The sequence below is a fragment of the Streptomyces sp. NPDC090022 genome (assembly GCF_044748145.1).
Lineage (GTDB): Bacteria > Actinomycetota > Actinomycetes > Streptomycetales > Streptomycetaceae > Streptomyces.
The window spans coordinates 55,580-70,469 of the sequence record NZ_JBIVFN010000031.1 but is presented as its reverse complement, the minus strand read 5'-3'; the positions used below and the strand labels follow the sequence as shown (position 1 = coordinate 70,469).

Annotated in this window: 14 protein-coding genes; 13 read left to right on the top strand and 1 reads right to left on the bottom strand. The window is 73.5% G+C overall.

The window, feature by feature from the left end; genetic code table 11:
- Window positions 1-13 precede the first annotated feature (13 nt).
- From ACIPXB_RS33285 to ACIPXB_RS33255, 7 genes are all read left to right on the top strand, one after another.
- Window positions 14-793, top strand: a complete 780-nt coding sequence (locus ACIPXB_RS33285) for a ScbR family autoregulator-binding transcription factor (protein WP_401456068.1) — start codon at window positions 14-16, stop codon at window positions 791-793.
- A gap of 260 nt (window positions 794-1,053) precedes the next feature.
- Entirely contained in the window at window positions 1,054-1,872 is an 819-nt protein-coding gene (locus ACIPXB_RS33280; RefSeq protein WP_401456066.1) for a TetR family transcriptional regulator, read from the top strand.
- Window positions 1,873-2,147: 275 nt separating this feature from the next.
- Window positions 2,148-2,972: a BTAD domain-containing putative transcriptional regulator gene (locus ACIPXB_RS33275; protein WP_401456063.1), complete on the top strand. Its 825-nt coding sequence runs from the start codon at window positions 2,148-2,150 to the stop codon at window positions 2,970-2,972.
- A 132-nt stretch (window positions 2,973-3,104) separates the two neighbouring features.
- Window positions 3,105-3,863 carry a ScbR family autoregulator-binding transcription factor gene (locus ACIPXB_RS33270; RefSeq protein ID WP_401456061.1) on the top strand — a complete coding sequence of 253 codons (759 nt, stop codon included), beginning with the start codon at window positions 3,105-3,107 and terminating at the stop codon, window positions 3,861-3,863.
- Between the two features lie 76 nt (window positions 3,864-3,939).
- Entirely contained in the window at window positions 3,940-4,863 is a 924-nt protein-coding gene (locus tag ACIPXB_RS33265; RefSeq protein WP_401456059.1) for an acyl carrier protein, read from the top strand.
- Between the two features lie 234 nt (window positions 4,864-5,097).
- On the top strand, window positions 5,098-6,792 hold the full coding sequence (locus ACIPXB_RS33260) for a polyketide synthase (RefSeq protein ID WP_401456057.1): 1,695 nt from the start codon (window positions 5,098-5,100) through the stop codon (window positions 6,790-6,792).
- Window positions 6,780-7,574, top strand: a complete 795-nt coding sequence (locus ACIPXB_RS33255) for a 4'-phosphopantetheinyl transferase family protein (RefSeq protein WP_401456055.1) — start codon at window positions 6,780-6,782, stop codon at window positions 7,572-7,574. The genes ACIPXB_RS33260 and ACIPXB_RS33255 overlap by 13 nt, the downstream gene beginning before the upstream one ends.
- A gap of 58 nt (window positions 7,575-7,632) precedes the next feature.
- Here the strand turns inward: ACIPXB_RS33255 and ACIPXB_RS33250 are convergent, their stop codons facing one another.
- A complete protein-coding gene (locus tag ACIPXB_RS33250; RefSeq protein WP_401456053.1) occupies window positions 7,633-8,463 on the bottom strand; it encodes a BTAD domain-containing putative transcriptional regulator in 831 nt (276 codons plus the stop codon).
- A gap of 238 nt (window positions 8,464-8,701) precedes the next feature.
- Between ACIPXB_RS33250 and ACIPXB_RS33245 the strand changes: the two genes are divergently transcribed.
- The 6 genes from ACIPXB_RS33245 to ACIPXB_RS33220 all read left to right on the top strand — a co-directional run bounded on the left by ACIPXB_RS33245 (window position 8,702) and on the right by ACIPXB_RS33220 (window position 14,853).
- Window positions 8,702-9,523: a BTAD domain-containing putative transcriptional regulator gene (locus tag ACIPXB_RS33245; RefSeq protein WP_401456051.1), complete on the top strand. Its 822-nt coding sequence runs from the start codon at window positions 8,702-8,704 to the stop codon at window positions 9,521-9,523.
- 225 nt (window positions 9,524-9,748) lie between these two features.
- Window positions 9,749-10,441, top strand: coding sequence for a thioesterase II family protein (locus ACIPXB_RS33240; protein ID WP_401456050.1), 693 nt, complete (start codon window positions 9,749-9,751; stop codon window positions 10,439-10,441).
- A complete protein-coding gene (locus ACIPXB_RS33235; protein WP_401456049.1) occupies window positions 10,438-11,706 on the top strand; it encodes a beta-ketoacyl-[acyl-carrier-protein] synthase family protein in 1,269 nt (422 codons plus the stop codon). Before ACIPXB_RS33240 ends, ACIPXB_RS33235 begins: the two co-directional genes overlap by 4 nt.
- A 176-nt stretch (window positions 11,707-11,882) precedes the next feature.
- A complete protein-coding gene (locus ACIPXB_RS33230; RefSeq protein WP_401456046.1) occupies window positions 11,883-13,118 on the top strand; it encodes a ketosynthase chain-length factor in 1,236 nt (411 codons plus the stop codon).
- A gap of 35 nt (window positions 13,119-13,153) precedes the next feature.
- Window positions 13,154-13,447, top strand: a complete 294-nt coding sequence (locus ACIPXB_RS33225) for an acyl carrier protein (protein WP_401456045.1) — start codon at window positions 13,154-13,156, stop codon at window positions 13,445-13,447.
- Between the two features lie 188 nt (window positions 13,448-13,635).
- Window positions 13,636-14,853, top strand: a complete 1,218-nt coding sequence (locus ACIPXB_RS33220; protein ID WP_401456043.1) for an FAD-dependent monooxygenase — start codon at window positions 13,636-13,638, stop codon at window positions 14,851-14,853.
- The last annotated feature ends 37 nt before the right edge of the window (window positions 14,854-14,890 follow it).

The window sequence follows — 14,890 nt, the reverse complement described above, 5'->3', positions numbered from 1 at the left end:
CAACGGAGGCACCGTGGCACGGCAGGAGCGTGCGGTCCGTACGCGTCGCGCGATCTTGGAGGCGGCGGCCGCGGTCTTCGACGAACGCGGTTATGACGCGGCCACCATCGCGGACATCCTTTCCCGGGCAGGCGTCACGAAGGGCGCCCTGTACTTCCACTTCTCCTCGAAGCAGGAGCTCGCACAGGGTGTCCTCGACGAGCAGTTCGGCGAGGCCGGGGTGCCCGCCCGGACCAGCAAGCTGCAGGAACTCGTCGATGTGGCGATGGTGCTGGCGTACCGGATGAAGCGGGAGCCGATGCTCAGCGCCGGGGCGCGGCTCTCGCTGGGACCCGGGATGCGGGAGATCTTCGGCGGGGGGTCGGTGCCGGGGTGGATCGAGTTCACCCGGAGACTGCTCGTCGAGGCGAAGGAGCAGGGTGAACTGCTGCCGCACGTGGACCCGGGCGAGACCGCCTGGATCCTTTCCGCCTGCTGGGCGGGGGCGCAGATCTACTCGCACACCCTGAGCGACAGGGCGGACATCGAGCTCCGGGTCTCGGCCGTCTACCAGCACATCTACCCGAGCATCGCGACGCCGGCGGTGCTCGCGCGCATCGACATGGCGGCGGACCGCGGGGAGCGCGTGAGCGGGGAGGTGGCGGCCTCGCGGGCGGCTTCGGACGTGAGCTCGGGTGTGGGCTCGGCGGTGGGCTCGGGTGGCGCCGGTGTCGGTGCGGGGGCTGGAGCCGCAGCTGGGGCCGGGGCCGGGGCCGGGGCTTCGGCCGGGTCCGCGGGGCGCGGGTTGTCGTGACCGGAGTCCGCTAAGTCGGGGCCGGGTTGTGCGGGGGTGCTGTGGAGGCGCCCTTGCGGGGTATCCGGGTGATTGGTCGTGCGTCATCTGGCGTGCGCCTCTGTTTCGGTGTCCGTCCGCTGTCTCTTCGCCTTCTGTTCGTTGTCCTCTGTCCGCCGATTCCGGCGGGCCTCGAGCCCGCCTCCAGTCCAGCCGCCGACTGTGTCCGCGAAATCTTGTACCCCCCCGGGCAAACCGCGAGGGCGGTTTGTGGAGAGTCCATGGCCAAGCAGGAGCGTGCCGCCCGCACGCGTGAAAGTCTCGTCCGTGCCGCTGCGGAGGTGTTCGCCGAGGAAGGGTTCGTCACCGCGTCGATCGCGGCGATCAGCAGAAGGGCCGGAGTGAGCACCGGCGGGCTCCACTTCCACTTCGAGAGCAAGACCGTGCTGGCCGGGGCCGTGGAGGACCGGGCGGTGGAGGCGCTGCGGCGCATCACCGTGGGGCGGCGGGTGGGGGTGGGGGGCGCTGTGGGCGCCGGTGCGGGTGCGGGGGCCACGGGTGCGGGTGCCGGTGCCGGTACGGGTGCGGGGAGCGTGGGTGCTGAGGGTGCCGGTGGTTGCAGCGGTTCTGGTGGTTCGGGTGGGGAGGGTGTCGGGGGCGTCGGTGGCGGCCTCGGCAACTCGTTGCAGGTGCTGGTCGATTCCACGCATGCGCTGATGGCGTTGCTCGCCGGCGATGTGGTGGTGCGGGCCGGCTTCGGGCTGTCCGCGGACGCGGCCCGTGAGAGCGGGGTCGACCTGCGCAGGCAGTGGGGCGTGTGGGTCGAGGATGTGCTGCGGGCCGCGGCACGGGAGGGGGCGCTCGCCGAGGGGGTCTCTCCGCAGGACGCCGCGCGGGCGGTCATCGCCTCGACCGTGGGCTTGGAGGTACTCGGCGCCGCCGAGCGGGACTGGGTCTCGCCGCACACGCTCACCCGGTTCTGGACCCTGATGCTGCCGCGGCTGGCCGCGCGCGGGACGCTCGGTGCGCTGGCGGCCGAGGGGACGGGAGCGGCGGCTTTGGCTGCTGCGGGGTGTGGGCTCTCTGTCGGTCCGTCATAACAGACTCGGTGGTCTCTTTTTGTGGGTTGCCGGGCGGGGGCTGTGGTCCTCATCGAGGGGGGATCGAGGGGTGGTGTGCCCCCTCCGGTGATCTGGAACTCGTACGAACTCCCAGGTCAGAGAGGTTTCTTGAGTGATGCTGGGGTCTCGCTGGTCCTCAAAACAGCACGACCGGTTTGATATTGACAAACCGTCGGTCCTGTTTTCTACTGAACAAGCGACTCATCCAATGACTGGGGGCACCTCCCAGCGGTAGCTGGGGGAGGGAGTACGGCGTGGACATCGATGTACTGGGCGCACTGGCCGTGCGGGAGAACGGGGTATCCATCACGCCGACCGCTCCGAAGCCCCGGCAGGTCCTGGCGCTGCTGGCGCTCCATGCCGACCAGGTCGTCCCCGTCTCGGCACTGATCGAGGAACTGTGGGCGGGTGAGCCGCCGCGCAGCGCGCGGACCACCCTCCAGACGTACGTCCTGCAGTTACGCGCGCTCATCGCCACCGCCCTGGAGGCGGGTGACGCCGACGGCCGTACCGCGAAGGACGTGCTGGTCACCCTGCCCGGCGGATATCTGCTCAACAGCAACGGCGGTACCAGCGACGTCCGCGAGTTCGACCGGCTCGCAGGAACCGGCTACCGCGCGATGGACGCCGGGGACTTCCCGGGCGCCGCGCGGCTGCTGCGCGAGGCGCTGACCCTGTGGTCCGGGCCCGCCTTCGCCGACGTACACGGCGGCGTGCAGCTGGACATGGAGACGCGGCGGCTCGAGGAGACCCGGCTGTGCGCGCTCGACCAGCGCATCGAGGCCGATCTGCGACTGGGCCGGCACCGCGAGCTGCTGGCCGAACTCACGGTGCTCGCGAGCCGGTACCGTACGCACGAGAACCTGCACGGCCAGTTCATGCTCGCCCTGCACCGCTCCGGCCGGCGCGGCGAGGCACTGGACGTCTACCAGCGGCTGCGCGGCACGCTCGTGCGCGAACTCGGACTGGAGCCTTCGGCGGCGCTGCGGCGCCTGCAGCGCTCGATCCTCATGGCCGGCCCGGAGAATCCGGCGGAAGCGGCGGTCGAGGCGGGCGGGGAGCGGCTCGTCCGGGTGTGACCTCCTTCTTCTGCCTCCTTCTCGGTGCTTCTTCGCCTCCTCCTTCTGCGTTCGCTGGGGGCGGGGTCGGTCCGGGAGGAGGCTGCCGGAGGTTCGCTGGATCGACTCGCGAGGGCGAGAGGAGACGACTCGGTGCAGGAGAGGTCGGAGCGGACCCGGAGGCGACTGGTGTGCGCCGGGGCCGAGTTGTTCCACCGCAACGGCTATGCCAACGCGACCCTCGGGGACATCGCGGGCGCGGCCGGGGTGACGAAGGGGGCGCTGTACTTCCACTTCGCCTCGAAGGACGAGCTCGCGGAAGCCGTACAGCAGCGCGGGTGCGCGCTGCTGCACGACTCGGTACGGGCGCTGCGCGAGGCCGGCGCCTCGCCGCTCCAGGTGCTGATCGATACGACGCACTGGCTGGCACGGACGCTGTACGAGGACCCGGCGATTCCGGCGAGTTTCCGGATCACCAAGGAGTGCGCGGGGCAGCAGCCGCCGGTGACGGACTTCCACGCGGCGTGGATCTCGGTGGTGTGCACGCTGTTGCGGCAGGCGCGGGACGCGGGTGAGCTGCGGGGGACCGTCGCGGGTGCTGGTGCTGGTGCGGGTGCGGGTGCGGGTGCGGGTGCTGGTGCTGGTGCTGGTGGTTTGGGCGTGGGTGCGCGGGAGCGGGGCGGCTGGGAAGGGACCGAGTCGCTGGTGGCGGCCGCGGCGTGCGGCATCGAGGTGATGTCCGGGACCGGCGTTCCGTACCGCGAGCTCCAGCGGAAGGTGGCGGCGCTGTGGGCGCTGCTGCTGCCGAGCCTGGTCGCGCAGGGTCGCGAAGGGGAGTACCGGACCGTGCCGCGGGGGGAGCCGGCCGTGGTGTGGACCGGGGTGGCCGAATTCATGGGGAGCGGGGTCTGAGGTGGGCGTGGCCGTTGAGGTCCGGCGCGGGCGTAGAGGTGCCGGCTAAGGGTTTTGAGAGTAGGAGTGGTCCGCGATGAGCGGTGAGAACGTGGTTCCGTTGTGGTCGGCGCCCTTACCCGCCACCGCGAGTACGGCGGCAGTGGCGGCGGCCGCGGCTGCGGCCGGGGCAGGCGGTGCCGGTCGTGGTGGGACGCGGGGGGACGTACTCGCGGACGTGATCGCCGTGCTGGGCGACGTCCTGCGGGTGAAACCGGAGAAGATCGATCCCGAGCAGACGTTCCAGTCGCTCGGGCTGGACTCGTTGCTGACGGTGGAGTTCGTGGCCGTCGTCAACGCGCGGTACGGGACGCAGGTGCCGGCCACCGAGATCGCGGATCAGCCGACGCCGGTGGCGTTCGCGCGGCAGGTCGCGCGGGAGGCCGGAGTCGGGGGCCGGGGTGCGGTCGGGGCCGGGCAGGGCGGGGCCGCGCTGGCCGCTGTCGGGCCGGCGGGGGCTGTCGGTTCCGTGGGCTCCGCGGTCGGCGGGGCTCGGGGTGCGGCTGCGGGCGTCGGGGATGTCGGGGATGTCGTCGAGGTGTTGCGGGAGCAGCTCGCGGCGATCCTGTGCTGCGACGCGTGGGACATCGATCCCGGTGAGGCGTTCGGGGTGCTGGGGCTGGACTCGATCCTCGGTGCGGAGTTCGTTTCGGTGGTGAACCGGACGTTCGGGCTGCGGGAGCGGTCGGTGGTGCTCTACGACCACCCGAACCTGACGGCCATGGCGGTGTACGTCGCGGAGCGCGCGGGGGTGGGGTCGCGGGGCGGGGCCGGGGGCGGGAGAGGGAGCGGCGGTGTCGGGTCCGCGCTCGGAGCCGGAGTCGGCGTCGGAGTCGGGGCCGGGTCGGTGTCGGCGCTGGCGGCGCGGGTCGCCGAGCTGGACGTCGTACTGGACGCGGTGCGGGACGAGCGGTTGACGGTGGACGAGGCCCTGGTGTTGCTGGGGCGGCGCGGCGCGTAGGCGGGTGCGGGCGCGGTGGACGAGAAGGAGATCCTGACCCGGTTCAAGAACGGGACGCTGGACCGGGGGCAGGCGACGGCGTTGCTGGCCGGGGTGCGGCGGGTGGACCGCGGTGGGGGTGGGGGTCCGGGTGCGGGGCTTGTTGCCGTCCCTGGTTCCGGTCCTGGGTCCGATCCTGGTCCCGGTCCTGGGTCCGGCTTCGCTGCTGGTGCGGGGGCTTCGGGGGGCTTTGCCGTGGCCGTGGTCGGGATGGCCGGGCGGTATCCGCAGGCGGCCGACCTCGAGGCGTACTGGCGGCTGGTGGGTGAGGGGCGGGACACCGGGGCCGTGGTGCCGGAGGGGCGGCCGGGGGCGACCGGCGGACGGGCCGGGGCGGCCGGGGCCGGCCGGGTGGTGGGACATTGGTTGGAGCGGGTGCAGGACTTCGACCATGAGTTCTTCGGGATCGGGGCCGACGAGGCCGCGTTGATGGATCCGCAGGAGCGGCTGTTCCTCGAGACGGCGTGGGAGGCCTTCGAGGACGGCGGGTGTGCCGGGAGTCGGCTGGATGCCCTGCGGTGTGTGGGCGTGTACGTGGGCGTCGGGGCCGGGGACTACCGGCTGTGGGGGATGGGAACCGGCGCCGACGTGGGCGCGGGTGTGGAGGCTGCCGGGAGTAGCTGGGGGGTCGCGAACCGGGTTTCGGCGGTGCTCGGGCTGACCGGGCCGAGCCTGTGCGTGGACACGGCGGAGTCGTCGGTGCTGGTGGCGTTGCACCAGGCGGTGGCCGCGATGCGGGCCGGGGAGTGCGAGGCGGCGCTCGTTGGGGGCGTGCGTGTGCGGGTGCATCCGTCGAGTTGGGGGGCGCAGGGCCCGGCGGGTGTGGGTGAGGGTGTGGGCGTGGGTGAGGGTGTGGGCGCGCTGCTGCTGAAGCCGTTGGAGCGGGCGGTGGCGGATGGGGACACCCTGTATGCGGTGGTGCGGGGGAGTGCGGTGGGGTTCTGCGGGGCGGGTGTTCGTGACGGGGCCGGTGTTCCTGACGCGGCGGGTGTTCGTGACGCGGCGGGTGTTCGTGACGCGGCGGTGAAGGCCGCCGGGGGTGGTGGCGCCGGGGTGTGCGCCGGGGGTGAGGTGGTGGCACCGGTGGTGGGGCGGCGGGCCGGGGCTGCGACGGGGGCTGCGCTGGTGACGTGGGGGGTGTTGGGGCTGTGGCACGGCGGGGCGTGGGGGGCTCGGACGACGGGGGCTGACGAGGCGGGAGCCGAGGCGGCGGGCGCTGAGGAGACGGGTGGGGCTGCGCGGGTGTCTGTCGGGGTGCGCGGGGTCGGTGGGGCGGAGGCGTGGGTGGTGCTGGAGCCGTACAGGGGTGTGGGTGGGGGCCCTGCCGGTTCGCTTTCCACCCCGGCGCGGCCGGAGTGCGGGCCCGTGGCGCCGGGGGACGGTCGGGCCCGGGTGGGCAGTGGGTCTGCCGGGACGGAGGGTGCGGGGGGTGCGGGGGGTGCGGGGGAGCTGGTGGTGCTGTCCGGGCCCAGCGCGGGGCATGTGGAGGCCACGGCCCGGCGGCTGCGGGAGTGGGTGGGCAGGGGCAGCGGTGAGCGGGTGGGGCTGGCCGGGGTTGCGCGGGGGCTGAGGGTCGGGCGGGCGGCTATGGGGTGGCGGTGGGCCGTGGTGGTGGAGGACTTGGAAGAGCTCGCTCAGGCGTTGGAGGAGACGTCCTGTGTGGAGGTGACGGGCGGCGGAGCCGGGCCGATGGGGCTGGGGCGGGTGCCCGAGACGCGGGAGTTCGTCGCCGCCCTGTGGCGCGGCGGGCGGCTCGCGCAGGTGCGGGAGCTGTGGCTGGCCGGGGTCGACGTGGACTGGGCGGCCCTGGAGACCGTGCCCGGTGTCGGAGCGGTGTCCGTACCGTTGCCCGCGTCGGCGTTCTTACGGACGCCCCTGTGGCTGCCCTGATGCCCATCAACCTGTGGTTCTGCCCGAACGAGGACCTCGCGCCGGGGATCGCGGCGACACTGGCCGCCTACTGGCTGGACGAGCACGAGCGCGAGATCGCCGGACGGTTCCTGTTCGAGCGGGACCGGCGGCAGTACCTCGTCGCGCACGCGCTCGTACGGCGGGTGCTGGCGCTGGAGACGGGCATACCGGAGGCCGAGGCCGTCATCTGGCGCTCCTCGCGCGGCCGGCCGTACCTGCAGACGCCGGAAGGCGGACTGCCGCGCGGCGGGGACGGGCTGGACTTCAACCTCTCCCACGCCCACGCGTACAACCTGCTCGGCGTCGCCCGCAGTTGCCGGATCGGGGTGGACGTCGAACGCCTCGACCGGGGTGAGCAGCAGGGCTTCGAGGTGATCATCGAGACCTTCACCGAGGGCGAGCGGGAGTGGATCGGGCGCGCTGCGGCCGGCCGGCCGCGGGACCGGCGGGTGCTGCGGCTGTGGACCCTGAAGGAGTCGTACGCGAAGGCGCGCGGGCTGGGCCTGTCGCTGGCGTTCGACTCCTTTTCGTTCACGCTGGCCGAGGACCGGGGCGTGATCGAATTCCGGCCGCCCGCCGACGATCTCGCCGGACGGTGGCGGTTCCTGGAACTGGAACCGGTACCGGAAGTGGTGGCTTCCGTCGCCGTGGAAGTGGTCGAGGTGGAGGCCGCGGATCCGCCGGCCGTCCATTTGCGGCACGGGTTTCCCTGGGGCCGGGCCACGCCTCGGCGGCTCACTCTGGAGGCTCCCCTGCGATAGTTTTCAGCGGCTCCAGGGGAATTCCATGTTCCGTGCTGTGTTCCGAGCTGTGTTCGTGCTATGCGTTCAAGCGGACGTGGAGGTTCTCGATTTGGGAGCGGAGTCGCGCTATTTCGCTGCCCAGGTCGAGAAGTACGGCCGGCGTACCCGGTACGTCGAGAATTTCCGCGACGCGGGCGCGCAGCGCCGGACCCGGTTCGACGCCGAGTTCCGTACGCAGCCGGTGGCGCGCGCGTTCGTAGACGCCCAGCGCCTCCCACTGCCGGCCGCCCCTGCACAGCGCGACCATCAGCAGGTCGTAGAGCCGCTCGCGCGTCGGATGGTCGGCGGTGAGGCGTTCGAGCGTGTCGGTCAGGGGGCGTGGGTCGGTGTGCGGGATGCGCAGCCGGGCCTCATGGAAGGCCTCCTCGGTGACCAGGCGCAGCTCGGCGAGGCGGTCGGCCTCCGCCGTGCACAGGGGGCCGCCGGTCGCGCCGTCGAGCGGGGCGCCGCGCCACAGGGTCAGTGCCCGTCGGAGCAGTTCGCAGGCGTGCACGGGGTCCGTGGGGAGGACGGCGCGGCCCTCGGCGGAGAGGCGGTGGAAGGCCTGTGCGTCGCTGCTGGGGGCGGGCAGGCGGTAGCCGCGGGGGCTGGTCGTGATGTGGTCCGCGCCGTCGACCCCGTGCAGCAGCCGGCGCAGCCGGGTGACGTGGGCCTGGAGGGCGTTGGCGGCGGCGGTGGGCGGGGCGTCGCCCCAGAGCTCGTCGATGAGCCGGTCGGTGGAGAGCAGCTGGCCGGAGCGGGACACGAGCGCGCCGAGGAGCGCGCGCTGCTTGGCGCCCGAGGGCGCGCCACGGGCACCCGTACGCGGGTCGTGGACCTCGACCGGGCCGAGGACGAGGAATTCCATGATTCCGATGGCTCCTTGGCGGCCAGGGTGCGGCTGCCGTGAAAGTGAACCTGTAGTGAACCTGTGAGGGCTTCCTTCGCGTGGAATGTAGCAGTAGATATGTGGCTCGGAAATCCTGAGCTTGGAGGTGGGCTCGAAGTGGGCTCAAGAATTCGGTGACATTGCCCTGGGCCCGGCTACCGTGCGTCCAGTCGCAGGCTGAAATTCGAGAGGGACTCGACGACATGCGGAGGAGACCGTGAAGATTCAGGTTCTGGGTCCGTTGAGTGCCGAGGTCAACGGGGGCTCGATTGTTCCGACGGCGCGTAAACCGCGGCAGATCCTGACACTCCTTGCGCTGTACCCGGGGCGGGTGATGCCGGTCCCGACCCTGATGGAGGAGATCTGGGGCACCGACCTGCCCCAGAGCGCGCTGACGACCTTGCAGACGTACATACTCCAGCTGCGCCGGCGGCTCGGTACGGCCATGGGGCCGGGCGGGCCGGGTGGCGCGAAGGAGGTACTTGCCACGCGGCACGGCGGCTATCTGCTGCAGATCCCGCCGGAGTGCGTGGACGTCCACGAGTACGAGGGGCTGGTCGCCCGTGGTCAGGCGGCCTTCGAGGAGGGTGACGACGAGAGCGCGGCCGCGCAGCTGCGTCAGGCGCTCGCACTGTGGCAGGGGCCGGCGCTGGTCGACGTACGGGTCGGGCCGATCCTCGAGATCGAGGTGATGCGGCTGGAGGAGAGCCGGCTGGTCACGGTGGAGCGCCGGATCGACGTCGACCTGCGGCTGGGCAAGCACACGGAGCTGATCGCGGAGCTGACCGAGCTGATCGCGCGCCATCCGCAGCACGAGGGGCTCCACTCGCAGGCGATGGTGGCGCTGTACCGGTCGGGCCGGCAGGCGACGGCGCTGGACGTGTACCGGCGGCTGCGTACCCGGCTGATCGAGGACCTGGGTGTGGAGCCGTCGCCGCAGTTGCAGCGGCTGCACCAGGCGATGCTGACGGTGGATCCGGCGCTGGACGTCATGGCGGGGCCGAAGCGGGGGTCGACCTTCGACTTGTACGCCGCCTAGGGGCTGTCGGGGCTGTCGGGGCTGCTGGGGCTGTCAGGGCTGTTGCGGTTGCTGGGGCTGTTCGGGCGGCTGGGGCTGTTTGTCGTTCTCTCCAGTACCTCTCCACCGTGCCCCGGCAAGGTGGTGGGAGCACCGTGTCGGCCGGTGGCGAGTCTGGATCGGGAGCGCCTGGATCGGGAGCGAGAGCGAGTCTGGATCGGGAAGGGCGGGGTTTCGTTGAGGGTGGTGTGCTTCGCGCATGCCGGGGCCGGGGTCTCGGCCTTTCACCGGTGGCCGGAGCTCGTCGGGCCCGGCGTCGAGGTCGTGCCCTGGCTGCTGCCCGGGCGGGACCGGCGGCGGCGGGAACCCCGGGTGGTCAGCCGTGAGGGGCTGCTGACGGAGCTGGCCGGGGTGGCCGGGGCCGTCGCCGGGCGGCCGTACGCGCTGTACGGGCACAGCCTCGGCGGGCTCGTCGCCTACACGCTGGCCCGGGGCGCGCCCGAGGTCGGCCTGCCGGCGCCCGCGCTGCTGGCGGTCGGCGCGCTGCCGCCGCCCGACGGGGTCGCCGCCCTGATCGGGGGCGGGGAGCTGGCCGAGGACGAGCTGGTCGGCGTACTGCGCGGGTTCGGGGCCGTACCGGAGGACGTGACTCCGGGCGACGTCTGGCACCGGTCCGTGCTGCCGGTGCTGCGGGACGACCTGCGGCTGGCCACCGCGTTGCGCGGCGCCGCGGCCGGGCCCGTCGGCGTACCGGTGCTGGCCGTGGCCGGCCGGGAGGATCCGCTGGGCCGGCCCGAGGCGGTGGCCGGCTGGCGGCGCTGGACGACCGAGCGGTTCGTGCACCGGACCGTCCCCGGTGGGCACTTCTTCGTACGTGACGCGGTACTGCCCCGGCTGCTGGGGCGGGCCGCACGGGTCGTGGCGCGGTGCGCGCGGTGAGGCGGGTCGTGGTGACCGGCCTCGGGGTCGTCGCGCCGGGCGGGGTCGGGGTCAAGGACTTCTGGGCGCTGCTGACCGACGGCCGGACGGCGACGCGGGCGATCACGCGGTTCGACGCCGGCGGCTTCCGCTCGCGGGTGGCCGGCGAGGTGGACTTCGATCCCGCCGGTCACGGTATGGCGCCGGGGCTGGACCGGGTCGCGCAGTTCGCCCTCGCGTGCGCCGGGGAGGCGCTCTCCGACGCCGGGCTGGACGCGGAGCGGCCGGAGGGGCCCCGTACCGGGGTGTGTCTGGGTACGGCGCTCGGCTGCGCCTCCGCCATGGACGACGCGTACCGGCGGGCCAGCGGCTGCGGGGAGGCGTGGGTGGTCGACCACGTGCTGGCCGGACCGCGGTTGCGCGACTGGCTCGCGCCGGCCTCCCTGGCCGCCGAAGTGGCCCGCGAGACCGGGGTGGAGGGGCCGGTGTCGGTGGTGTCCACCGGGTGCACGGCCGGGATGGACGCCCTCGGGCACGCCGCCGAGCTGATCCGCGAGGGCAGCGCCGACGTGATGCTCGCCGGGGCCAGCGAGGCGCCGCTGTCGCCGATCACGGCCGCCTGCTTCGACGCGATCAAGGCGACCTCGCGGCACAACGACAGCCCCGCCACCGCCTCCCGCCCCTTCGACCGGACCCGCGGCGGCTTCGTCCTCGCGGAGGGGGCCGCCGTACTGGTCCTGGAGGAGTACGGGCGGGCGCGGCGGCGCGGTGCGCACCTGTACGCCGAGATCCTCGGGTTCGGTGCGACCAACAACGCGTACCACATGACCGGACTGCGGGCCGACGGCGTGGAGATGGGCGAGGCGATCCGCATCGCCCTGCGCGAAGCCCGGGTCGCGGGTGCTGACGTGGATCACGTCAACGCCCATGGCTCGGGGACCCGGCAGAACGACGTGCACGAGACCGCCGCCCTGAAGCTGGCGCTCGGCGAGCACGCGTACCGCGTCCCGGTCAGCGCCATCAAGTCGATGATCGGGCACTCGCTGGGTGCCATCGGCGCGCTGGAGGCCGTCGCCTCGGTGCTGGCCATCGAGCACGGCACCGTGCCGCCCACCGCCAACCTGCACGAGCCCGACCCCGACTGCGACCTGGACTACACCCCGCTCACCGCCCGGGAGCACCGTACGGACGTGGTGCTGACGGTCGGCAGCGGCTTCGGGGGGTTCCACAGCGCGATGGTGCTCGCGCGCCCGGTCCGACGACGAGCCGAGGAGGCTGCCGGATGACTGCTTCAGGGACTGTTTCGGGGACGGCTTCGGGGACTTCTTCGGGGACTGCTTCGGGGGGTGTTCCCGGGGCTGCTTCGGGGGTTTCGGGGGGTGTTTCCGGGGCTGCTTCGGGGGTTTCGGGGGGTGTTTCCGGGGCTGCTTCGGGGGTTTCGGGTACCGCTTCCGTGACGGGCGTGCCGGGTGTTGTGGCGAGGGGCGCGTCGACCGCCGTCGTGACCGGTATCGGGGTGGCCGCGCCCAACGGACTGGGCACCGAGGCCTGGTGGGAGGCCGTACTGCGTGGCGAGAGCGGGATCGGGCCCGTCACCCGCTTCGACGCCTCGTCGTACCCGGTACGGCTGGCCGGCGAGGTGCCCGGTTTCGTCGACGAGGACCACGTGCCGAGCCGGCTGCTGCCGCAGACCGACCGGGTGACGCGGCTGTCGCTGGCAGCGGCGAAGGAGGCCCTGGACGACGCGGAGGTCGACCTGGAGCGGCTGCCGGAGTACGCGGCCGGGGTGGTGACGGCGGCGTCGTCGGGCGGGTTCGAGTTCGGGCAGCGCGAGCTGCAGGCGCTGTGGAGCAAGGGCAGCCAGCACGTGAGCGCGTACCAGTCCTTCGCCTGGTTCTACGCCGTCAACAGCGGTCAGATCTCCATCCGGCACGGTCTGCGCGGAGCGAGCGGGGTCCTGGTCAGTGAGCAGGCGGGCGGGCTGGACGCGGTGGCGCAGGCGCGCCGGCAGCTGCGCAAGGGCGCCCGGCTGGTGGTGACCGGCGGGGTGGATTCGGCGCTGTGCCCGTGGGGGTGGGCGGCCCATCTGGCGGGCGGGGAGATGACGACCGAGGGTGATCCGGCCATGGCGTACGTGCCCTTCGACGAGCGGGCCCGCGGGCACGTGGTGGGGGAGGGCGGGGCGCTGCTGGTCCTGGAGGACGCGGAGGCGGCGCGGGCGCGCGGGGCGCGCCGGGTGTACGGGAGCGTGGTCGGCCAGGCCTCGACCTTCGACGCCGATCCGGCGGCGCCGCGGCTTCGGGCCGCCGCCGAGCAGGCGCTGGCGGAGGCGGGCGTCGGACCGGCGTACGTCGATGTGGTGTTCGCCGACGCCGCCGGCAGCCGGGACGCCGACCGGGCGGAGGCGGAGGCGATCGCGGGGCTGTTCGGGCCGCGCGGGGTACCGGTGACCGCTCCCAAGACGATGACCGGCCGGCTGTCGGCGGGCGGCGCCTCGCTCGACCTGGCGGCCGCGCTGCTGGCCCTGCGCGACCAGGTGGTGCCGCCGACCGTCGGGACGGTGCGGCCCGCCGCCGACTGTCCGCTGGACCTGGTGACCGGTACGCCGCGGCGGGCGCGGCTGCGTACGGCGTTGGTGCTGGCCCGGGGGCGGGGCGGCTTCAACTCGGCGGCCGTGGTGCGCGCGGGGGCGGCCTGATGGCAGGGAGTCATGGTTACGGCGAGGAGGACCCGATGGAGCAGGGGGAGCATATGGAGCGCGTGGTGCAGATGGAACTGGGTGATCTCGCGCGGTTGCTGAGCGAGTGCGCGGGGGAGGCCGAGGGCGTCGACATGACCGACCCGGCCAACCTCGACAAGGACTGGATGGACCTGGGTTACGACTCGATTTCCATCATCCAGACGACCAGCCGGATCGAGCGGGACCACGACGTCCTGCTCGACGAGGACGAGCTGGGGGACGCCGACACCCCGCGGCGGTTCCTGGAGATGATCAACGCTGCCCTGTCGGCGCGCGCGGGGGTGTGAGGCGGGTGGCCGCGGGGGCGGGGGCGGGAGCGGGAGCTCGTGTCGGGGGCGGCGCGGGTGTCGGGGGCGGCGGCGCGGGTGTCGGCGCGGGTGCCGGTGCCGGTGCCGGTGCCGGTGTCGGGGGCGGCGCGGGTGTCGGGGGCGGCGGCAGCGGCGGGGCCCGGGGCGGCGGCCGAGGTGGTGCGGGGGTGCGCGCCGACGTGTGCGTGGTCGGGGGCGGGCCGGCCGGACTGGCGCTCGCGCTGATGCTCCTGCGGTCCGGGATGCGGGTGGTACTGGCGGAGAAGTCCACCGGGCTGCGCCGCGAGTTCCACGGCGAGATCCTCCAGCCCGGCGGGCAGCGGGTCCTGGACGAACTCGGGGTGCTGGGCGCGGCACGGGCGCGCGGGGCGTGCGTACTGGACGGGTTCCAGGTGCTGGAGCGGGAGCGGGTGCTCCTCGACATCGACTACGGACGGCTCGACGCCCCGTACGACCATCTGCTGGCCCTTCCGCAGCCGCACCTGATCGCCGAGCTCCTCGACGCCTGTACGCGGCTGTCCGGGTTCACGTACCTGGAGGGGCACCGGATCTCGGCTCTCGTCGAGCAGCGGTCCGGTGGCCCGTACCGGGGTGCGGTGCTGCGCGGGCCTGACGGCGGGCGGGTGACCGTGCACGCGCCGGTGGTGGTCGGCGCGGACGGACGGTTCTCCAAGACGCGGGCGCTGGCCGGTATCGGCGCGGGGCGGTCGGAGTCGTTCGCGCAGGACGTGGTGTGGTTCGCGCTGGAGGCGCCCGGGCGGGCCACCGGCAAGGTCCGGGTGCACCGGGTGGGCGGCAGCGCGGTACTGGTCCACGACGCGTACCCGGACCGGCTGCGGATCGGCTGGACCCTGCCGCACGGTGGGTGGAGCGGTGCGGTGGAGCGGGGGATCGAGGCGATCAGGGACGAGCTGGCCGCCGTACTGCCGCACGTGGCGGACCTGTTGCATGCGCAGCTCACCTCACTGTCGCGGCTGAGCCTGCTCGACGTGTTCGCGGCGCACGCCACGGAGTGGGTGCGGGACGGGCTGGTGCTCATCGGGGACGCGGCGCACACGCACGGGCCGATCGGGGCGCAGGGCATCAACCTGGCGTTGCAGGACGCGGCCGTGCTGCATCCGCTGCTGGTGGAGGGGCGGCCGCTCGCGGGGTACGTCGCCCAGCGCGCGCCGGTGGCGGAACGAGTCCACCGGATGCAGGTCATGCAGGCGCGGGCGATGCTGGGGCCGGCGGCGGGACCGGTGACCTCGTTCCTGCGGGCGGGGGCGGCGTCGCTCGTGACGCGGACGCCGATCGGGGCGAAGCTGACGCGGACCATCGCCGAGGGGCCGCGGGTGGTGCCGGTGCGGACGGACCTGTTCACGGTGGGGGTCGCGGCGGCCTGAGGCGGATGCTCCGGTCGGTTTTTGCGGCCTGTTAGGG

Excerpts from the sequence above, each read along its gene's own strand:
- ACIPXB_RS33280 (WP_401456066.1), top strand. The coding sequence starts at position 1,054 with ATGGCCAAGCAGGAGCGTGCCGCCCGCACGCGTGAAAGTCTCGTCCGT.
- ACIPXB_RS33265 (WP_401456059.1), top strand. The coding sequence starts at position 3,940 with ATGAGCGGTGAGAACGTGGTTCCGTTGTGGTCGGCGCCCTTACCCGCC.
- ACIPXB_RS33250 (WP_401456053.1), bottom strand. The coding sequence starts at position 8,463 with ATGGAATTCCTCGTCCTCGGCCCGGTCGAGGTCCACGACCCGCGTACG.
- ACIPXB_RS33225 (WP_401456045.1), top strand. The coding sequence starts at position 13,154 with ATGGAGCAGGGGGAGCATATGGAGCGCGTGGTGCAGATGGAACTGGGT.